The 18,884-nt window shown below is 69.4% G+C and carries 16 protein-coding genes and 3 pseudogenes; 5 read left to right on the top strand and 14 right to left on the bottom strand.

What is annotated here, in order from left to right; all coding sequences use genetic code 11:
* The 5 genes and pseudogenes from KUM38_RS39860 to KUM38_RS39840 form a co-directional block, all read right to left on the bottom strand.
* Positions 1-344, bottom strand: a 344-nt coding sequence (locus tag KUM38_RS39860; protein WP_217137022.1) for an MFS transporter, incomplete at its 3' end; no start/stop codon positions are given.
* Positions 345-551: 207 nt separating this feature from the next.
* Positions 552-749: pseudogene (locus tag KUM38_RS39855) on the bottom strand (Dyp-type peroxidase domain-containing protein); the annotation flags it as partial.
* Between the two features lie 138 nt (positions 750-887).
* Positions 888-1,712 carry a hypothetical protein gene (locus tag KUM38_RS39850; RefSeq protein ID WP_217137021.1) on the bottom strand — a complete coding sequence of 275 codons (825 nt, stop codon included), beginning with the start codon at positions 1,710-1,712 and terminating at the stop codon, positions 888-890.
* Positions 1,713-1,767: 55 nt separating this feature from the next.
* On the bottom strand, positions 1,768-2,412 hold the full coding sequence (locus KUM38_RS39845; protein WP_217137020.1) for an SDR family oxidoreductase: 645 nt from the start codon (positions 2,410-2,412) through the stop codon (positions 1,768-1,770).
* A gap of 290 nt (positions 2,413-2,702) precedes the next feature.
* Positions 2,703-2,894: pseudogene (locus tag KUM38_RS39840) on the bottom strand (serine hydrolase); the annotation flags it as partial.
* Between the two features lie 495 nt (positions 2,895-3,389).
* Between KUM38_RS39840 and KUM38_RS39835 the strand changes: the two are divergent.
* On the top strand, positions 3,390-3,851 hold the full coding sequence (locus tag KUM38_RS39835) for a hypothetical protein (RefSeq protein WP_217137019.1): 462 nt from the start codon (positions 3,390-3,392) through the stop codon (positions 3,849-3,851).
* A gap of 158 nt (positions 3,852-4,009) precedes the next feature.
* On the opposite strand, the gene KUM38_RS39830 is transcribed toward KUM38_RS39835, so the two are convergent.
* From KUM38_RS39830 to KUM38_RS39805, 6 genes are all read right to left on the bottom strand, one after another.
* Positions 4,010-4,738 carry an SDR family oxidoreductase gene (locus KUM38_RS39830; RefSeq protein WP_217137018.1) on the bottom strand — a complete coding sequence of 243 codons (729 nt, stop codon included), beginning with the start codon at positions 4,736-4,738 and terminating at the stop codon, positions 4,010-4,012.
* 195 nt (positions 4,739-4,933) lie between these two features.
* On the bottom strand, positions 4,934-5,701 hold the full coding sequence (locus KUM38_RS39825) for an SDR family NAD(P)-dependent oxidoreductase (RefSeq protein ID WP_217137017.1): 768 nt from the start codon (positions 5,699-5,701) through the stop codon (positions 4,934-4,936).
* A 280-nt stretch (positions 5,702-5,981) separates the two neighbouring features.
* A complete protein-coding gene (locus tag KUM38_RS39820; RefSeq protein WP_217137016.1) occupies positions 5,982-6,329 on the bottom strand; it encodes a helix-turn-helix transcriptional regulator in 348 nt (115 codons plus the stop codon).
* A 119-nt stretch (positions 6,330-6,448) separates the two neighbouring features.
* The gene (locus KUM38_RS39815; RefSeq protein WP_217137015.1) at positions 6,449-6,937 is read right to left on the bottom strand and encodes a MarR family winged helix-turn-helix transcriptional regulator; all 489 of its coding nucleotides are present in this window, start codon (positions 6,935-6,937) and stop codon (positions 6,449-6,451) included.
* Positions 6,938-7,097: 160 nt separating this feature from the next.
* A complete protein-coding gene (locus KUM38_RS39810) occupies positions 7,098-7,832 on the bottom strand; it encodes a sigma factor (RefSeq protein WP_217137014.1) in 735 nt (244 codons plus the stop codon).
* A 136-nt stretch (positions 7,833-7,968) separates the two neighbouring features.
* Positions 7,969-10,782: a LuxR family transcriptional regulator gene (locus KUM38_RS39805; protein ID WP_217137013.1), complete on the bottom strand. Its 2,814-nt coding sequence runs from the start codon at positions 10,780-10,782 to the stop codon at positions 7,969-7,971.
* A 217-nt stretch (positions 10,783-10,999) separates the two neighbouring features.
* Between KUM38_RS39805 and KUM38_RS39800 the strand changes: the two genes are divergently transcribed.
* Positions 11,000-12,529 carry an FAD-binding protein gene (locus tag KUM38_RS39800; protein ID WP_217137012.1) on the top strand — a complete coding sequence of 510 codons (1,530 nt, stop codon included), beginning with the start codon at positions 11,000-11,002 and terminating at the stop codon, positions 12,527-12,529.
* Positions 12,530-12,592: 63 nt separating this feature from the next.
* Here KUM38_RS39800 and KUM38_RS39795 read toward each other — a convergent pair whose 3' ends face one another.
* Positions 12,593-13,012 carry a helix-turn-helix domain-containing protein gene (locus tag KUM38_RS39795; protein WP_308409156.1) on the bottom strand — a complete coding sequence of 140 codons (420 nt, stop codon included), beginning with the start codon at positions 13,010-13,012 and terminating at the stop codon, positions 12,593-12,595.
* Positions 13,013-13,016: 4 nt separating this feature from the next.
* On the opposite strand from KUM38_RS39795, the pseudogene KUM38_RS43930 reads away from it, so the two are divergent.
* Together KUM38_RS43930 and KUM38_RS43465 are read left to right on the top strand one after the other, a co-directional pair.
* Positions 13,017-13,160 (top strand): annotated as a pseudogene (locus KUM38_RS43930) (nitroreductase family protein); the annotation flags it as partial.
* 15 nt (positions 13,161-13,175) lie between these two features.
* Positions 13,176-13,403, top strand: coding sequence for a hypothetical protein (locus tag KUM38_RS43465; protein ID WP_308409155.1), 228 nt, complete (start codon positions 13,176-13,178; stop codon positions 13,401-13,403).
* Between the two features lie 46 nt (positions 13,404-13,449).
* On the opposite strand, the gene KUM38_RS39785 is transcribed toward KUM38_RS43465, so the two are convergent.
* Together KUM38_RS39785 and KUM38_RS39780 are read right to left on the bottom strand one after the other, a co-directional pair.
* Positions 13,450-14,280, bottom strand: a complete 831-nt coding sequence (locus tag KUM38_RS39785) for a helix-turn-helix transcriptional regulator (protein ID WP_217137011.1) — start codon at positions 14,278-14,280, stop codon at positions 13,450-13,452.
* A 210-nt stretch (positions 14,281-14,490) separates the two neighbouring features.
* On the bottom strand, positions 14,491-15,957 hold the full coding sequence (locus tag KUM38_RS39780; protein ID WP_217137010.1) for an aldehyde dehydrogenase family protein: 1,467 nt from the start codon (positions 15,955-15,957) through the stop codon (positions 14,491-14,493).
* A 122-nt stretch (positions 15,958-16,079) separates the two neighbouring features.
* On the opposite strand from KUM38_RS39780, the gene KUM38_RS39775 reads away from it, so the two are divergent.
* Complete coding sequence (locus tag KUM38_RS39775; protein ID WP_217137009.1) at positions 16,080-18,857, top strand: LuxR family transcriptional regulator; 2,778 nt, start codon at positions 16,080-16,082, stop codon at positions 18,855-18,857.
* The last annotated feature ends 27 nt before the right edge of the window (positions 18,858-18,884 follow it).

Below are 18,884 nucleotides of genomic sequence, written 5' to 3'. Positions count from 1 at the left end.
TCCCACAGCGCGAAGGGCAGCGCGGAGCCGACGGCGCTGACGGTGAACAGGACCGCGGCGATCTGCATGCACCGGATGCGGCCGATGCGGTCGGCTATCCGGCCGGCGGTCGCGGCGCCGACGGCACAGCCGATCAGGGCGACGGCGATGACCTGCGCGAGCGCGGCGGAGCCGATGTCGTAACGGTCGCGGACGGCCTCGACCGCACCGTTGATCACGGAGCTGTCGTAGCCGAAGAGGAAACCGCCCATGGCGGCCGCCGCCGCGATGAAGACGACGTGCCCGAGATGTTCGGGATGAGCCGCCCGGGCTCCTGACTGCTGTGCCTGCGATGTGCTGGTCACGTTCTACTCCTCGGGCCACCGGCAATGCTGCCGGGGTGGTTCGCCTTCGAGATGCCACCGAAAGGGACCTGAAGAAGGCGGTGTGAAGCGTGCTTTGTGTACATGAAGACAGATTTCACCCGACCGGTGTGACACGTGCGGGCCTACGGCTCAACCTGAGGACGTATCGACGCCGGACACCTGCTCGGACGGCAGTTCGGGCGGGTCCTCCGGCCCCCTCGGATTCTCCGTACCGTCGACGAAGCCGAGCAGGTCCCGTTCGTCGAAGTACTTGAAGCCATGCACCTCGTCCTGGACCGTGACCGCTCCCCGCAGCCGGCTCATGATCTCCGTGGCGAGCGCGAAGCACAGGTCCAGCCGCGAGGCGCGGAGGTGGAACAGCAGGTCACCAGGGGTGGCGACGGCTCAGTGCACCGCACCGCTCACGGCCCTGACAGGAAGACCGCCGCACTGGACAGTGGCGACAGGACCATTCGAGGCACCGCTTCCGCGAGTTCTCCGGACACGGGCTTCCCCTTTCAGCCGCGACAGCGGCAGACGACGTCAGTGCCAGTAGTCGCCCAGACGGTCGGTGCGGCACAGCTCACGCTCCTCCCGTCGTGTCAGGGGGCGTGGGGCGGCAGCGGAGTTGATCGCGTTGAAGGCGCTCTCACTCAGTACGCCTCGGGAGTGCAGCTCCCCCAGGAGCTCTGCCAGGGCATCGGCATGCGCGGCCACCCGCTCCACGGTCCGGTCGAGGCGCGGCCGGCCGACCAGCGCGAGAGGAGAGAGGGGCGGTGCGGACCTGCCCTCGTCGGCGACCAGTTCCAGGTGGTGACGCCGGGTGCCGTCTGCGGAGCGTTGCCAGACGCAGCGTCCGAAGCGCATGCGCAGAGGTTCGTCGCTGATCCCCCGCCGGATGACGTCGTGGAAGGCATCAGGCTCGCTGAGGAGGCTTTCCAAGCGCTCGTCGGCCTCGCCGGCGACATCCGATACGAGCGTCACCGTGACATGTCCCCCATCGACCTCCTCCTTGTACCTCATCGGAGAAAGGCTGAGTCCCTCGATCTCCAGAGCGGACGCTTGCAGGAGCTCGACCTCCTCGACCTCCATCGTGTAGATGTAGATCTCGGGTCGGCGCCCTTGCGATGCCGCGGTCCACCCCTCCGAGACGCGCCACGCCGTGTCAGGCCCCTGGAGGGGCTTCCCCCCGTGCGCGGCAGCCGCCTCCAGCTCGGCGTCGAGTTCCTGGTGCCGCTCGTCCGGGACATGAAGCTCCAAGGCGAAACGGCGCAGCGGTCGACCGGTGAGGACGGACGTGGCGGAGGGCAGCCGCACGGCCGCGAGTTCGCGGACCGCGCCCAGCAGAGTCATTTTCAGTGTTGTCATCAGCGGACCTCTTCCATGCCATATGAATGTTTCTCACCCCGAAAGCGGCCTGCATCTACCTGAGGGCGGCGCGTACGAAGATGTCCAACCTGGTTTTCTCCGGGCCGGCGATCTCTCGAACGCCGATCCGGGGTCGGGACACGGCGGTGTGCGCGAGCAGCATGGCCACATCCGTCAGAGCCACTGGACGCACTTCAACCGGCGGTACCCATACGATCCAGTCCTCGGTGCTCACAGCCGCCATGTCCTCGGCCGACTCGAACGTCTGCGTGGATCGAAGAATCGAATAGGCCATCGCAGACTGCTGGATCAGAGATTCCTGGGCCTGGAGGGCACGGAAAACGCCCATGTTCACGGCCCGGCCCACCCCTGCCACAGACAGCGAGACATGGTGTGTGACACCAGCTGCCGTCTCGGCCTGCAGAAGTCTTCGGGTGGAGCGCAGCCATGATTCGACGAGTTCCTCCTCATCGATGACGAACCCCTGATCCTCGGTGAGGGTTCCGATGGCCAAGGACGGCTGACACGAAAGATCAATCACGACTGAGCAGCCGTGCAGAGCTTCGGTGATCTCTTCTCCGGTGAGTGAGTCGAGACCATGAGGTGCCGAAAGCATCTCCACTTCGTGCCCGTGATCCCTGACCCAGAGAGCGGTCTCGACTCCCAAAAGTCCGGCATCGTCCCTCACGACGACCTTCATTCAAGAAATCTCCTTCACCACGCCAGTTCCTCGAGTGGACTCCGCGTCAGGGGGGAGCAGGCAGCGCTGCAGCTCGGGTCCTCTGGTGTGGGTCGGATCCGGAAGACCCCACCCACTGCGCCCAAGCAGGCGTGATGGTCACACCTGCACGTGGCTGAGAGAGTTGACCGAGCAGATGGACGATGCGTGACACCGGTGATGGTCCGGTCATGGCGAGGCGCCGACCCCTGGGCCGGCGCCTCGCCCCGTCCGTAGCGATCAGGTCAGATCACTCACGGGCGGCTCTTACCTCAGTGACGCACGATGTCGGGTGCGATGTCCTCGGTGAATTCCTCACCACCGGATCGGGCGAACTTGCTGTTCTTGGTGGGGTCGACGCCACAGAAGGACGCTTCCAGGGTGCCGGCGAGGACGGTGTTGACCGTACCGTTGTTCGACGTGTTGGCCATCGACGTCATGCTGCGCTTACCGTCGGTGGTGGTGGGTCGGTCCCGACAGCCCGGAGCCCACCGCCGACGCTCTGCGTCGCCACGGCGGAGAGCAACTCGCGGTACTTCCGGTGATGGTGAGGCCGCTCGATTCGGAACAGCGTCGGCCTTCGCCGCACTCGCGCTCGGACGGCAAAGAGGGATGTGCTCCGCAGCGCTCGTGGCGAGCCCAGCGGGGGAACCGCTGTATCGGCGCTTCGGCTTCGCGACGATGTCCGAGTACCGTCTGTTCACCTTCCCGCCCTGAGCCGGCGCTCGTCCGAGTCCATGGGCGCCACACCCAAGAGTTGTGTCACAGAGGCACACGACACACGGTCAAAGTGGTCGACAGCTTTTGACTTGGGAACGACCCACCTGGTCCGGGCAGTGTGAGCCGAGGTTCATGAGGTCTTGGTCGTGTGCTCCGGCGTCGCATGACCCACAGCGTCGCCACGACGGGCTCCGCGCCCGTGCCGGGCGTCCGGGTCCCGATCGTGTCGAGGACGAACAGTGAGTGCCGTACGCCGTTCCCGGATACCGACCGCCTTGTGGACGGTTTGTACCGCACTGACGCTGATCGCCTTGGTCACGTCGCTCCCTCGTGACGCCGGCGATACCGGCCACGACCGCGTCGGTGTCGGGCGCGTCTGCCGCTCCGTTCTCCCCGCCGACCAAGAGCTCTCCTGCGGCACCTACGGTTTCGGGGACCTGCGTTACCTGTGCCCCGCGCCCGACGCGCCGTGGCACTGCTCGACGACCACACAGGTGCTGGTGCGCAACACCGGGCCGTCCACTGTGTACGTCACCGCTGTGCACGGCGCGCGTCACGGCGAGCGTCAGCAGAGTCCGGAGCAGGAGATCATCCCCCGTCACACGGCAGCCGTGCGCCCTGGGCAGGGACATCTGTTGTTCGACCTCACCCTGCGCGGCGCCGGCCCCGTCAAGTCCCTGACGGTCGTCTCGGTGCGATGAAGGCCCCGTCCGCGGTCTCCTTCGCACACCGGGCGAGGTACTTCCTGAGCTGGTCGGGTCTCGCGGAAGGTTCCCGTCGCGGAGTACCGCGACGGGAACCACACATCGACGCCGGACGAGGCGGAACCGCAACCACCAGCTCGTCCGACGCAGTGCGGTCAGGCGAGCCAGTCGGTGTAACGGGTGGCGGCGAGGTGAGCGTTCCTGTCGGTGAGGACGTCTCCCTCGACGGCCGCGAACATACCGGCGGTGGGGTCGGTGACCACGGTTCGGGCGTCGCCCTTGTGGGACAGAGTGATCCGGCCCAGCTCGTCGAGCTTGAAGACCTCCGGGCCGCCGATGTTGCGCATGCCGTTCAGTGGTGCGCCGACGGCGACCTCCGCCACCGCGTCGGCCACGTCCTTGGCGGCGATCGGCTGGATCGGCGTGGCGGGCAGACGGACGGCGTCCGCGTCGGCCGTCCAGGACAGAACGGCGTCCATGAACTCCATGAACTGCGTCGCCCGGACGATCGAGTAAGGGACCGGGCCGGCCTTGAGGAGGTCCTCCTGCAAGACCTTGGCGCGGTAGTAGTCCAGCCGCGGTACCTGGTCCACCCCGACGATCGAGAGGATCACGAAGTGACCGGCCCCGCCCTTGCGGGAGGCGGCCAGCAGGTTGTCCATCGACGTCTGGAAGAAGGCCGGTGAGGCCTCGTCGAAGGTCGGCGAGTTGGTCAGGTTGACGACGACGTCGGCACCGGTGACGGCCTGCTCGACCCCCTGGCCGCTGATGACGTCGACTCCGGTGGACTGCGCGTGCGGTACCGCCTCGTGTCCGGACTCGTTCAGGATCCGGACGACCTGCGAGCCGATCAGCCCCGTTCCGCCGATGACTGCGACCTTCATGCCGCGCCCTCCCTAAATAATGGTTTCAAATATGGACATATTAGGATCCAGGGAGGGCGAACGGCACCTTCAGCATCCGTACGGCCGCTCCAGGACACTCCGCTGACCGAGCGGGCCGCTCTTTTGTGACACGGCGAGGCGCCTCGTCGGAAGCGTCCGCGCCCTCTTCGTCGACACGGCTTTCGACAAGCCGGATCAGATGAGTTCCAGCCCGCCGTCGACGGTGATCACCTGACCGGTCGCATGACGCCCGGCCGGGTCGGCCAACCGGAGGATCCAGTGAGCTATCTCGTCCGCGCTCGCGATGTGGTGGGTCGGGATGCGGTCGCGCTCATAGGCGTACACGCCCTCGGCGCCCTCCGGCGTCAGGCCGGCGTGCAGCATGACGTCGGTACGGGTGGGTCCGGGAGCGACCGAGTTGACACGAACACCGTCACCGGCCAGTTCCAGTGCCCAGCTTCGTGTCATCTGTTCGACGGCGGCTTTGGTGGCCGAGTAGTGCGCGCCCCCCGCCATGGGACGATGACCGTAGGTGCTGGAGAGGTTGATGATCGATCCGGAGGTCCGCCGCAGGTGCGGCAGAGCCTCATGGGCCAGAAGACTGGGCGCGACGACGTTGAGCGCGAGCAGATCGACGATCGTCTGCTTGTCGGCCTCCGCCAGCGGCATGACCGCCGTCGCACCGGCGTTGTTGATCAGATGATCGAGGCGTCCCCACCGTTCGACGGCTGCGCCCACGACCCTGGCGGGTGCTCCGTCGCCACAGATGTCGATCGCCAGGATGTCTATGCCGGCGTGGGCCGCGGCGGTCTCCTTGAGGAGTGCTTCACGGCGGCCCACCCCGAGTACGCGTGCGCCCGCCTCGGCGAAGGCGACTGCTGTGGCCCGGCCGATGCCGGTGCCTGCGCCGGTGACGATCACGACTTGGCCGGCGAAGATCTGATCGGGGGAGTTCACGGACATCAAGGCTCCTTGTTCGATGTTCGTTGTACATAGAACACTATGAGCCGGGTCGGCGAGGTCGTCAAATGCGGACGCAACCGCGACGGTGGCCGCGAAGGGAGAAAGAACGCACGGCGACGGCACACGTCAACACACTTGGGCCGGAGGGAGATTGACCTCCGGCGCGGGCGTGCGTACAGCACGGCCCGAGCCCAGCGTCACGAGACCGATCGCACCCCCGAGGGGGCTGCTCACGGGCGCGGCTCAGACGTCGCGCGGACGGAGCCGGGCACTGACGGAGTCAGGCCTGCTCGCCGCGCTCGGTGACATGGTCTCCGACATGGTCGGCGGCGGCGGCGGACAGCAGTGCCGGCAGGAAGCCCGGGAAACGGGCTTCCAAGGCGTCATACCGCAGCTTCACATAGCAGCGCGTGCCCTCTTGGCGAGTCTGAGTGACACCCGCCTCACGCAACATCTTGAGATGGTGACTGAGCGTGGACTTGGCCACGGGGGCGCTGAACTGGCCCCACCCTCGCTCGGCCCCGTCGGAGAGGATCCGGACGATTCCCAGCCTCGTCGGGTCGCTGAGCACTCCCAGCAGACGGGGCAGGGAGATTCCGCTGTCAGCGGGTGACGAATGGTCCGGCATGCCGACCACGCTACCAAAGCTTCGACAGGGATCGAACATGTGGACCGTGAAGGCACCGCGGAACCTCCGAGCACCGGCCCGACGCCTTCGCAGGCGGCGCGGACGTGGGCTGCTGTCGCTCAGCCGGCAGCGACGGAGTCGGCCGGACGAGCATGGGCGATCACGCCGTCACCCGCGCCCCCACAGAGGTAGCGCAGCAGGTCTTCGTCCGTCCCTTCGACACCGAGTTGCCGCACGACCTCCTCGACCGCCTGGTGCACGAGGGGCGAACCCAGCCGTAGTACCTGGTGCGCGACGGCGGTCAGCTCGATCTCGACGCTCCGACGGTCACGCGACGAGGTGTGCGTGGTGATCAGGCCACGGTCCTGCAGGCGTGTCACCAGGCGGCTGGTGGCGGACTGGCTCAGTCCCACCCCGTTGGCCAAGTCGTTCAAATACAGCAACCCCGTACCGGCCCGCACACCCTCACTCAAGGTCCGCAGGGCGTAGAACTCGCTCACCCCCAAACCCAGTTGCCGGTGAAGGTCTCGCTCCATGCGAGCCTCGATCCGACGATGGGCACGGGTCAGCCTGTTCCACTGCGTGATCAACGTGGCATCGTCGTTCATGGGCGGTGACCTCCCTGCTGTCCACGGCGTCCATCTGCTCGATGCCAGGACGGTGTCCCGGCGACAGAGCGCGGCAGGTGAGCCGCCGGCGCTTGCCCGCACCGGATAGACAAGGCCGATGCCGCCGTTGTGACAGACAGGAGGACATCGCCGCCCGCTGTCACGCGGCGCGGCGGGCGGGAAGGTGCGGCGGACCGGACGGTCGACGGGGTGTCGGCGCCGAACGACGGAGACGGTTCTCGGGGACCAGGAGCCGCACGAGGCCGTCCAGGTCTCCGGTGCTCGCCGCCGCCCGGAACGCGGCGACGAGGCGCCGGTGCGACTCGACGGGGACGGGCCGCTCGCGGTCACTGTCGAGGCGGGCCTGGGCGCGGTGGACCACTACCCGAGCGTTCACGGCACTGATCCGAAGCAGCTTCGCAAGATCGGTATAGGCGTAACCGAAGCCCTTCCGCAGCACATAGGCGGCAAGCCGATCCGGAGTCAGCCTGGCCATGAGCATGGCCAGGGCCGCCTCGAGCGCCGCGACTCGCTCGGCGTGCAGCAGCGGGTCCTGGGCGGCATGGTCACCGAGGTCGGACAACTGCGGCTCGACCGAGGTCTCGTGGCGGTGCCTCCCCGACTGGATGACGTTGATCGCCAGGCGGGTCGTGGCCGTGGTCAGGAAGGCACCCGGATTCTTGATCTCCGCTCGGTGGGTGTGCTGCCAACGCAACCACACCTCCTGGATCACGTCCTCGGCTCCGGCGACATCGCCGACGATCCGGTAGGCGACACGGAACAGTCGTTTCCGATGCGCCAGGAAGAGATCGAGGGCGGTGTCCAAGTCGTCCTCGGCGGACCCGGCGGCCGGAGAGACGTCCGGCGACTTCGTATCTGGACTGGGCGCGGACATCGGGGCTCCTCTTCATGAACGGACGCCCTTGAGGGCGATGGTTCCACCCTCCGTCCGCGGCACCCCCCGCCGCGCCCTTGATGTCCGTGGTCGAGCCCGTGGGCCCCCCGGGGGGCCCGGGATCCACCACGGGCACTCAGCCGGCACGCATCATGCCCTCGTCGTTGGTGTCCGCGGCCGGAGTGCTCGCGAGGGCCCGCGGCAGCGCGCGACGCGAGTTGATCCCGAGCTTTGTGTACACCTTCCGCAGGTGCCACTCCACGGTGTGCGGGCTGATGAACAGCTCCGCACCGATCTTCGCGTTCGTCATGCCGTCGGCGGCGAGTGTGGCGACCTGTGACTCCTGGGGTGTGAGCGCGCTCGCCGGCTTGGTCTCCCGCACCCTGACCTGCTCGCCTGTGGCGAGCAGCTCGCGGCGGGCTCGTTCGGCGAAGGCCTGCGCCCGCATCCCGTCGAACATCTCATGGGCCGTACGAAGGTGCTCACGGGCCAGCGATCGGCGGTTGGTGCGGCGCAACCACTCCCCGTACAGCAGATGCGTACGCGCCACCTCGACGGCCACGCCACCGCGCCCGAATTCCACGATCGCGGTCCGGTACAGGCGGTCCGCCTCGTCCCCCTCGGCGAGAAGAGCTCGACTGCGGGCGCCGGCGCCACGGGCCCAGCCGGAGTCGGCGGCGCGGGTGAGTTCCACCAACCGTTCCAGCGAGGTCCTGGCCTGGTCGAGTTCACCGCAACGGGTGGCGGCCTCGACGTGTTCGACCAGCGACAGGCCGGTGAAGTTGAACCCGTCGTGCTCGATGCCGGTACGAGCGGCCTGCAGTGCCTCCTCGTAACGTGCCAGGCCGTTGTAGAGCACCCCCTGGATGTAGCCCATGGCGCCCAGCAGTGACACCTCTCCCCGTTGGTCGGCCCTCTGCCTGGCTTCCTCGACGATGCCGGCGGCGACGTCCGCCTCGCCGCGCCACGCGGCCAGGACGAGGGCGGCGTACTTGTGCGGTGCGTGGCCGGTCGCGGCGGCGAGCGCGTCGGCTTCGTCGATCATCCTGGCGGCTTCGGCGAAGTCGCCGTAATGAATGTGCACCCCTCCGGCGTAGATGAGGGCCGGTGGCAGCGCGCCGAGCGCTCCCATGTCACGGGCCAGGCGCACCGCACGACTCGACAACGCATCCCACGCGTGCAGGTCCCATGCGTAGTGGATGAACGCCTCCAGCGCGACCGGTGCCAACAGCAGCCACCGCACGGTCGACTCCCGGGTGCGGAGCTCCTCGTGGACCAGCGACTCCAGGGCGCCGCGCAGCGCCGGGACACCGGTCTCGTATCCGTCCGTCAGGAGCGCGGACACACCGTCCAGGAGCAAGTCGGCGGCCTCGGAACCGGAAGGGGGCGCGCCCGACCCGCGGGCCGCGATCGCGGCGGCGCGGGCACCTGTGGGGCCGTGCACGCGGCCCGCGAAGATGGTCGCGCTGATCGCCTCCAGGTAGGTCTCCCGCGCCAGTGGCGACCCGGCGGCGCTGAATTGGGCGGCGGCTTCGAGGAGTAGGGGCGCCGCTTCGTCGCTGCGGCTGCGGGCGAAGAGGATCCTGGCGCGCAGGCGCGCCAGGCGGGCGCGGTCCAGGGCACTCAGGGGACACAGTTCGGCCACCGTCGCGAGCTCCGTGGCCCGGTCGGGCGCTGCGGCCGAGAAGTGCGCCTCCGCTGCCGCCAGAGCGCGGCGCCCTCGCGGCCGACGGTCCGGCGTCACTTCGGCCGCGCGTTCGAGCAGTACCGCCTCGGCCGCGATGCCGCCGCGTTGCCGCGCGCGATCGGCTGCTCGTTCCAGGTCGGCGGCCACCTCCTCGTCCGGTCCGTCCGCGGCTTGGGCGGCGTGCCAGGCGCGGCGGTCGGGGTCCAGAACCGGGTCCGTGGCCTCGGCCAGCGCCCGGTGTACCGCTCGGCGTTCTTCGGGTGCGGCCCCGTGGTAAACCGCCGAACGGACCAGCGGATGCCGGAACCGGACGGACTCACCGAACTCGATGAGGCCGGCGGCCTTGGCCGGAGCCGCATGGGGTGTGATCCGGAGCGAGGCGGCTGCGCGCATCAACAGGCGTGCGTCGCCGACCGGTTCGGCCGCAGCGATCAGCAGAAGTGTCCGGGTCGATTCCGGCAACGACCTGAGCCGGCCGGCGAAGTCCCGTTCCACACGACTCGCGACCGGCCCCTGAACCGTCGGACGACTGGACGAGTCCAGGCCGTAGGCCAGTTCGGCAGCGGTGCGACCGCGGGAGAACTCGAGCAGCGCCAGTGGGTTGCCGTGCATCTCGGCCACGAACCGGTCCCTGACCCGCTTCTCCAGTCCTCCGCCGACGGCTGCTTCGAGGAGCTCTCCCGCGGCGGCGGTGTCGAGGCCGTCGATCTGAAGCGCCGGCAGACCGGTGAGTGCGGCCTGTCCTTCGGGGTCGCGCACCGCGAACGCCATGGCCACCGCCTCGGCGAGCAGCCTTCGCGCCACGAACTCCAGAGTCTGCAAGGACACCTGGTCCAGCCACTGGGCGTCGTCGACCAGGACGAGCACCGGTCGGGTCTCCGAGGCGCGAGTGAGCAGGGTCAGCACCGCGAGGCCGACCAGGAAGCGGTCGGGCGGATCCCCGGCAGCCATCCCGAACGCCACACGCAGAGCATCACGTTGGGGTCCCGGCAATGCGTTGAGCTCGTCCAGGAACGGCGCACACAGTTGGTGCAGGCTCGCGTAGGGCAGCTCCATGTCGGCCTCGACGCCGTGCGCCCAGGTCACCTTCACTCGTGACGCCCGCTCTGCCACATACTCCAGAAGCACCGACTTCCCGATGCCGGCTTCGCCACGGATCACCAGTACTCCGGACCTGCCTTCCCGCACGCCGACCAGCAGGTCTTCGAGTGCCGCACACTCGCGGTGCCGGCCGACCAGGTCCGGAAGCGGGCTGGCGATCATGAGACGTGGCTCCTTGGGCGGTCCCGGGGATGGCGAGCTCCCGCAATGGTTGGAGGAACGGTCCCTGTCAACGATACCTGCAAGAGTGTCCACACCTTGTGTTCATACCTTGTGACACACTCCACGCGATCAGTTGCCTGGAAGCTGTCACACACGAACCTGCCATCCGGTCGACCACTGCCCATGATCTCGCTCATCCGCTGCCGCAGGAGGGCCCATGTCTTCACTCGGACATCAACTCGCCACGTCCGTTCTCGTGATCGGAGCCGGTGAGGAAGGCCTCCGAGCAGCCATCGAAGTCGCCGAGGCCCGTGTCGCGGTCATGGTGGTGGCTCGCTGCCCCGGGGAAAGCCGTCAGACAGGGGGCCACGGCAACCGTCCGGAACAGCGGGGCCATGACGGGCCCACCCCCCGCCGGTTCGCCCACCACGAGTACGGCGGCTCCGCGATCCTCGGCGAGGACACAGGAACGGCGGCGCGGCGAGCTCTCCGCGAACGCGCGAAGCGACTCGGCGTTCCCGTCCTGTCGGGCGTCCACGTCACCAGGTTGCTGGTCGACCACGGGACGGTTTTCGGCGCCTACGGATTCGACCTCGCCGACGGCGTGCGCTACCTCGTACACGCCGACTCCGTGATTCTCGCGAACGGAGGCCACACGCGCATCTGGCGGCGTACGTCCGCGCGCCGCCACGAGAACACCGGCGACGCCTTCCGCCTCGCCGTCGAGGCCGGCGCCCGATTGCGCAGCCCCGAGCTGGTGCGGTTCCACCCCTTCGGGCTGATCGGGCCCGAGAACGCGGCCGGCGTGCTCCTCAGTGACGCGGCACGCGGCGAGGGCGGGATTCTGCTCAACAACCTCGGCGAGCGGTTCATGACGCGCTACGACGCCGAGCGAATGGAACTGGTCGGTCGTGACCGGGTCGCGCTTGCGTCCCACACGGAGATCCGGGAGGGCCGTGGCACCCGGGGCGGCGGCGTGTGGCTCGACCTGTCCCATCTGCCGCGTGAGACCGTCCTGACACGCCTGCCACAGCTTCACCAGTCTCTGTTGCGCCTCCAGATGCTCGACATCACTCATGACCCGGTCGAAGTGGCGCCGACCGCCCAGTCCTCCCTGGGAGGCGTCTGGGTCCGGCCCGAGGACCACGGCACCGATGTCAACGGGCTCTATGCCGTCGGGGAAGCGGCCGGCGGGCTGCACGGCGGGGACCGGTCGGCGGAGCTCTCGCCGGTCGAACCGCTCCTCCGCAGCCGGATCGCAGGCCGGGCCGCGGCGGAGTACTCGGCCGAGCTCGTCGCCCAGCACCGGTCGCCGGCGGCGGTGCGTGCCGCGGAGACGGACGTGGACCGGCTCCTGGCCGCCGACGGCCACCAGGACGTCCGCGCGCTGCTCCGGACGGTGCGCCACCTGATGACGGAGTGCGCCGGTGTCGTGCGGGACGAGAGCGGCCTGGCCGCCGGGCTCGCGGGCCTCCACGAGATCGAAGAGCTTATGCGGGACATCGCGGTACACATCGACATCGGCGGCTTCCAGGACCTGGTGCATGCCTATGACCTGCGATCCGCCGTTCTCGCCGCGCGCGCGACGCTCGAGTGCGCGAGGGAACGGCGGGAGACACGGGGCTGTCACAACCGGTCGGACTACCCCGATGTCGACCCGGTCCTGAGCGTCGACCTGGTGTGGTCCCCGACGACCGGGGTGCGGCACGAACCCGTCCCCTCCGGCCCGGGTCGGCAGGTCCGCTGACGGCGCCCGCCCGGACCCGACGGTCCGGTGACGCGGACGGCGGCGCGTGGTCGCGACGACGGCCTAGCCACGGCCGCGCCCCGAGGCCCGCGCTTCCGGCAGGTGCCGGGAGGCCCACCCGGCCGGCTCACCGAGGACGGGCATCAGAGCTTGCCCGTCCTCGGTGAGCCGGTAGCGCACGGTGACGGGCGGGCCGGGCTCCACGTCGCGGAGCGCGAGACCGGCAGCGGACAGTTCGGAGAGCCGCTCCGAGAGAACCCAGTCGCTGATGCCTTCCACCGCGCGCCGCAACTCGGCGTATCCCAGTGGTCCGTGCTGCAAGGTGGCCAGGATGACACCGTTCCACCGCTTGCCCAGAAAGCTGAACGCTCTGGTCAGCGCACCGTCGCAGGCGGCCGGATGGTGCTTTCCGGCCTTCGCGCCGCTCGCCTCGGTCGACTGAGTCTCCTTCGCCGACACACCGGTCGACGACAAGACGCTCACCGGCATATGGGAACTCGCCCGCTGGGCACCGACCGCCGCGAACACCCAGCCGCTGCGCGTCCTGTACAGCCGTACGCCCGAAGGCAAGGACCGCCTGCTGCCGCACCTGGACGAAGGGAACCGACCGAAATCGGCCTCCGCACCCGTCGTCGCGGTGCTCGCCGTGGACAGCCGCTTCCACGAGCACATCCCGCAGATCTTGCCGATCCGCCCGGAGATGAAGGAGCACTTCGAGAGCGAGCCCGCCCAGCGCGAGGCCGTCACCGCGTTCAACGGTCCGCTCCAGGCCGGCTGCTTCATCCTCGTCGTCGACATCGGCCACCCGGCTGGAGCACCGGCGTTCGACCGCATGCCGCGGCCGGCCCACGAGTACGTCCTCGGATGGGCCTGACGCCCGGCGCGCCGTCGGTTCGCCGACCGTTCGTGGGCGGTTGCCTTCAGATGACCGGTAGGAGGGACAGCAATCGGAGGCTGGTGTGACTCTCGGTTCCCGGTGTCGCGGTGTAGACGACGAGCCGCTGGGACCGGTCGGGGTCGACCAGCGTCTGGCAGTGCAGTTCGAGTGTCCCGACTTCCGGGTGCCGGAAGCGCTTGGCGGCGCAGTAGGGCCCGAGCACGGGGCGTTCACGCCAGATGTCGGCGAACTCGGGACTCTCCCTGTTCAGCGCGTCCACGAGCTCGGCGGCACGCGAGTCACGCCCGTCGCGGGAGTAGGCGCTGTGGAGGTCCGCCACCATCAGGCGGCTCTGCTCGGCGTGGTCGCCCTCGGGGTGGACCGAGCGGGCGCCGGGTTCCGTGAACCAGCGGTAGTGGGAACTGCGCGCCAGTCCGGTGTGGACCGTCTGGTCACCCAGCAGCGCCACCGCGGGGCGCGTCTGCTTCAGTGTCTCGCCCAGGTGGTTCATCACCTGGGCGGGAGTGTCCTCGAGCCGGTCGAGGATGCGCATCATCCCCGGAGCGATGTGGTCGGCGCGCCGTGCACGGCGCGGCAGCACATGACCGGCGAGCTGGAAGAGCAGATCGCGTTCCGCCGGCGACAGGCGCAGTCCGCGGGCGATGGCGACGAGCATCTGCTCCGAGGGGTTGGGGCCTCGCGGCTGCTCCAGCCGCCTGTAGTAGTCGACCGACATGTCGCAGAGTGCCGCGACCTCCTCGCGGCGCAGCCCTCCGGTACGCCTGCGGCGTCCGCGGGGCAACCCGACGTCCTCAGGCTGGAGGGCCTCGCGGCGGGCCCGCAGGAAGGCGGCCAGCGCTGCCCGGTCTGCCATGGTTGTCCTCTCGCAAGAACCCGCCGTCCCGGACGGGACGCGCCGGAGCGCGGTTGTCCGGGACGGGCCTGCGCACCGAAGGGCTCGGGCGATGCGCACTTCGCTCCGACCGCCGATGCCACTCAGTGAATCAACAGGGTGAACGTTGTGACCGTGCTCCCTCATTCCCCACGAACAGTGGGCTCTGCGATGTGATGTCGACGCGTCGCGTCAGCGGGTGATCGCCTTGGTCTCGAGGAACTCCTCAAGGCCGGCACGGCCCATCTCCCGGCCGTTGCCGGACTGCTTGTACCCGCCGAACGGGGCCTGGAAATTGTGCTGTCCACCGTTGACGTCGACTTGACCGACGCGCAGGCGCCGGGCGATCGCCACGGCATGGTCCTCGTCACCGGTCACCGCGGCATTGAGCCCGTAGATCGTGCCGTTGGCGATCTCGACGGCGTGATCGTCGTCGGCGTAGGGGATGACGACGAGGACGGGGCCGAAGATCTCCTCCTGGGCGATGGCCGACTCGGGGTCGACGTCGGAGAAGATCGTGGGCTTGACGTAGGCGCCCGTCTCGAAGCCCTCCGGGCGGCCGGGGCCGCCCACCACGAGCGTGGCGCCGTCGGCGATGCCACGCCGAATGTAGTCGTCGACGCGTCGGCGCTGGGTCTCCGAGGCGAGCGGGCCGATCCGCGTGGCCTCGTCGGCGGGATCGCCGACCACGTACTCCCGGGCCGCTGTCCGCAACTTGTCGACCACCGTCTCCTGAAGACTCGTGGGCACGAGCATGCGCACATAGGCGCCGCAGGCCTGACCGGCGTTGGCCCAGGCGAAGGCCAGTCCGCGAGTGACGGCGGAGTCGAGGTCGGCCTCGGGCAGGACGATGTGGGCCGCCTTGCCCCCCAGTTCGAGTGCGACCCGCTTCACCGTTCCGGAGGCGGCGACGGAAACGCTCCTGCCGGCGCGAGTGGACCCGGTGAAGGAGATCATGTCGATCCTCGGATGACGGGAGAGAGCCTCGCCGACCACCGGGCCGGTCCCCTGCACCACATTGAACACACCGTCCGGGACACCTGCCGCAGTGGCGATCTCGGCGAACATCCGGGCGCTGAGGGGAGAGGTCTCCGAGGGCTTGAGGACGACACTGTTGCCCGCCAGCATCGCGGGGACCACCTTCGTCACCAGCTGCTGCAGCGGGAAGTTCCACGGGGTGATGGCCCCCACCACGCCGATGGGCTCGCGGACGACGAGCGAGTTCTCGATCACTTCCGTCCACTCGAACCGCTCGGCCGACGCGACCGCCGCCAAGGTGGACGCGACCGGGAATCCCACCTGCGCCTGCCGGGAGAAGGCTATCGGGGCGCCCATCTCCAGGGTGATGGTGGCCGCCAGTTCCTCGCTCCGCTTCCGCAAGCCCTCGGCCAGGCTCCGCATCACGTCCGCGCGGTGCCGCAGGGGCGTCGCCGCCCACCCGGGGTAGGCGGCGAGCGCGGCGTCCACCGCCCTGTTCACGTCCTCGGCCGTGCCCTCGTGCACCTGGGCGATGACCGATTCGTCGGCGGGGTTCACCACGTCGATCAACGGTCCGGACCCGCGGACGGCGCGGCCGTCGATCCAGTGGGACGGATCCGGGAATGGAGTCTTGACGCTTTCGTTCATGCCGCCAAGAGAACATCGCTCGTCGCAGGACATCCATGCCTTCCCATGCCCATGATCCAGGTCACGCGGCAGTGATGTTCGACCCTGTGACGCAATAGGAACTTTGTGCATATTTGCACGAATCAACCTATTATCTTCTCCAGGGGTGCGCATGGATGAGTGAGGACTTTCCCGGGCGACTGCGCGGGCGACGGAGCGAGTGCGAGGTGCTCGACCGTCTGTGCTCCGTGGTCGAAGGCGGACGCAGCTCCGTCCTGGTCGTACGGGGCGAGGCCGGTATCGGCAAGTCCACCCTCTTGGCGTATCTCGCGAGGCGCGCTCGAGAAGATCGCGTGGTGCGCAGCTCGGGCGTCGAGTCCGAGATGGAGCTTCCCTTCGCGGGGCTGCACCAGTTGTGCGCTCCGTTGCTCGGAAGGCTCGAGCGACTTCCCGGTCCGCAGAAAGGGGCTTTGGCCACGGCGTTCGGGCTGAGCACCGGGCCACCACCGGACCGCTTCCTCGTCGGCCTGGCGGCGCTCAGCCTGCTGTCCGACGCCGCGGGCGAGGAGCCGCTCTTCTGTCTCGTCGACGACGCGCAGTGGCTGGACGAGGTGTCGGCACAGACGCTCGCGTTCGTGGCCCGGCGTCTGCTGGCCGAACCCGTCGGCTTGGTTCTCGCCTCGCGCGAGCCGCTCGGGCAAGGTCGGTTCGGCGGACTGCCCGAACTGTCGCTCGAAGGGCTCGACGACTCCGATGCCCGGGCGCTGCTGGACTCGGCGACGCGAGGGCAGCTCGATCCGCGGATCCGTGACCGCGTCGTCGACGAGGCGCGGGGCAACCCCCTCGCGCTGCTGGAGTTGCCGCGCGAGGTCACGGGGACCGAACCGGCCGACGGCTTCGGTCCCGGTGACCTCGGGCCCACGGCCCACCGAATCGAGCAGAGCTTCGTCCAGCAGGTCCGCTCGCTTCCGCCGACGACGCAACGGCTGCTGCTGATCGCCGCCGCCGAGCCGGTCGGTGACGCGATACTGCTGAGGCGAGCCGCGGAGCGGCTGGGCATCGAGCCCGACGCGGCGGCCCCCGCGGAAGCGGCCGGGATGATCGCCATCGGCGCGCTGGTGCGGTTCCGGCACCCTCTCCTGCGTTCCGCCGTCTACCGATCGGCGGGACTCGTGGAGAAGCAAAGCGTCCACCGCGTCCTGGCGGAGATGAGCGGCCAAGCCCTCGACCTCGACCGACGTGCGTGGCACCTGGCGTGGGCCACGCTGGGACCTGACGAGACGGTCGCCGCCGAGCTCGAGTCCGCGGCGGAACGAGCACAGGCACGCGGAGGCATCGCCGCGGCGGCGGGCCTGCTCGTTCGGGCCGCCGTGCTCACCCCGGACCCCGCGCCGAGAGCAGCGCGCGCCGTCGCCGCCGCGCAGGCGAAACTGCGTGCCGGTGCGACCGACTCGGCGCAGCAGCTTCTGCTGCTGGCCGAAGGCGGGCGCTTGAACGCGCTCGATCGCGCGCGCGTGGACCAGGTGCGCGCACAGATCATGTTCGCGTCGAATCGCGGGAACGGGGTGTCCCCGCTGCTGGCCGCCGCTCACCGGCTCGTGCCGCTCGACGCCGCTCTGGCCCGTGAGACGTTCCTGGACGCTCTCTCGGCCGCCATGTTCGCCGGCCGTCTCGCCACCGGTCACGACCTACGCACGATGGCGAGCACCGTGCGCGAAGCGCCGGCGCGCACGGAGGCGTCACCCGAAGCGGGGCGGACAGACTTCTCCGGCCTGCTGCTGAGTGCTCTGTCCGTCCGGTTCGCCGAGGGGTATCGCGAGGCCGTGGTCCCGTCACGGCAGGCAGTGCGAGCGCTGCTGCGGGAGACCGACACCGGGAAAGTGCTGCGGTGGTCCTGGCTCACCTCGGCCGTCGCCGCCGAGATGTGGGACGACCGGGGCTGGGCGGCGCTGGCGGCGCGTCATGTGCGGACCGCCCGGGCGGTCGGGGCTCTGGGCGAGCTGCCCCTCGCCCTCAACTCACACGTGGTCGTGCATCTGTTCGCCGGTGAACTGGACGCGGCCGCACAGCTCGTCGCGGAGATTCCGCCGATACAAGAGGCCGTGGGTGAGCTCGCACCCTACGGCGCTCTCGGCTTGGCGGCCTGGCGGGGAGACGAGTCCCGCGCCGAAGACCTGATACGGGCCGGCTTGGACGACGCCGCACGCCGCGGCGAGGGGGTCGGCGTGAGCATCGCGCAGTGGGCGAGAGCAGTACTCCACAACGGCCTGGGTCACTACGGGCAGGCACGCGAGGCGGCCGACCTGGCTGGCGCTCACGGCCACGACCTGGCCGCCACCAACTGGGGACTGACCGAGCTGGTGGAGGCCGCCGTGCGCAGTGGCGAGCGGGATACGGGCGCCGACGCGCTGGAACGGCTGACCGAGCGGACCGATCCCGCGGGCACGGATTGGGCGCTGGGCATCCGGGCCCGCGCCCATGCGCTCGTGACCGAAGGGAACGCGGCCGAGTCGCTGTACCGCGAGGCCATCGAGCGGCTCGGCCGTACCCATGTCCGCATGGAGCTCGCCCGGGCGCACCTGCTGTACGGGGAATGGCTGCGCCGCGAGCACCGTCGCGTCGACGCGCGGGGCCAACTGCGCACGGCGCACGAGATGTTCACCCGGTTCGGTGCCGACGCCTTCGCCCGACGTACCAGCCGGGAACTGCAGGCTGCCGGTGAGACCGTGACCAGTCGGGTCACCGCCGCTCGCGTGGAGCTCACCGCTCAGGAGGCACAGATCGCGGGTCTCGCGCGGGACGGGCTCACCAATCCGGAGATCGGGGCGCAACTCTTCCTCAGCCCGCACACGGTCGAGTGGCACCTGCGCAAGGTGTTCGCCAAACTCGCCATCACCTCTCGCAGGCAGCTCCGCACCGCACTCGCCGCCGGCCCCACGGCCACGCCGGCCTAGGCGGCAGGCGGTGCGCCGAGTCCTGTC

Origin of the sequence: Streptomyces sp. AC558_RSS880 (assembly GCF_019049255.1) — a bacterium.
Lineage (GTDB): Bacteria > Actinomycetota > Actinomycetes > Streptomycetales > Streptomycetaceae > Streptomyces.
Note: the sequence above shows the minus strand (reverse complement) of the source record. Positions and strands in the feature narration are given on the sequence as shown.

Bases quoted from the DNA above. Each gene is read 5' to 3' on its own strand.
- KUM38_RS39850 (WP_217137021.1), bottom strand. From the start codon at position 1,712: ATGACAACACTGAAAATGACTCTGCTGGGCGCGGTCCGCGAACTCGCG.
- KUM38_RS39845 (WP_217137020.1), bottom strand. From the start codon at position 2,412: ATGAAGGTCGTCGTGAGGGACGATGCCGGACTTTTGGGAGTCGAGACC.
- KUM38_RS39830 (WP_217137018.1), bottom strand. From the start codon at position 4,738: ATGAAGGTCGCAGTCATCGGCGGAACGGGGCTGATCGGCTCGCAGGTC.
- KUM38_RS39825 (WP_217137017.1), bottom strand. From the start codon at position 5,701: ATGTCCGTGAACTCCCCCGATCAGATCTTCGCCGGCCAAGTCGTGATC.
- KUM38_RS39820 (WP_217137016.1), bottom strand. From the start codon at position 6,329: ATGCCGGACCATTCGTCACCCGCTGACAGCGGAATCTCCCTGCCCCGT.
- KUM38_RS39815 (WP_217137015.1), bottom strand. From the start codon at position 6,937: ATGAACGACGATGCCACGTTGATCACGCAGTGGAACAGGCTGACCCGT.
- KUM38_RS39810 (WP_217137014.1), bottom strand. From the start codon at position 7,832: ATGTCCGCGCCCAGTCCAGATACGAAGTCGCCGGACGTCTCTCCGGCC.
- KUM38_RS39805 (WP_217137013.1), bottom strand. From the start codon at position 10,782: ATGATCGCCAGCCCGCTTCCGGACCTGGTCGGCCGGCACCGCGAGTGT.
- KUM38_RS39800 (WP_217137012.1), top strand. From the start codon at position 11,000: ATGTCTTCACTCGGACATCAACTCGCCACGTCCGTTCTCGTGATCGGA.
- KUM38_RS39785 (WP_217137011.1), bottom strand. From the start codon at position 14,280: ATGGCAGACCGGGCAGCGCTGGCCGCCTTCCTGCGGGCCCGCCGCGAG.
- KUM38_RS39780 (WP_217137010.1), bottom strand. From the start codon at position 15,957: ATGTCCTGCGACGAGCGATGTTCTCTTGGCGGCATGAACGAAAGCGTC.
- KUM38_RS39775 (WP_217137009.1), top strand. From the start codon at position 16,080: ATGAGTGAGGACTTTCCCGGGCGACTGCGCGGGCGACGGAGCGAGTGC.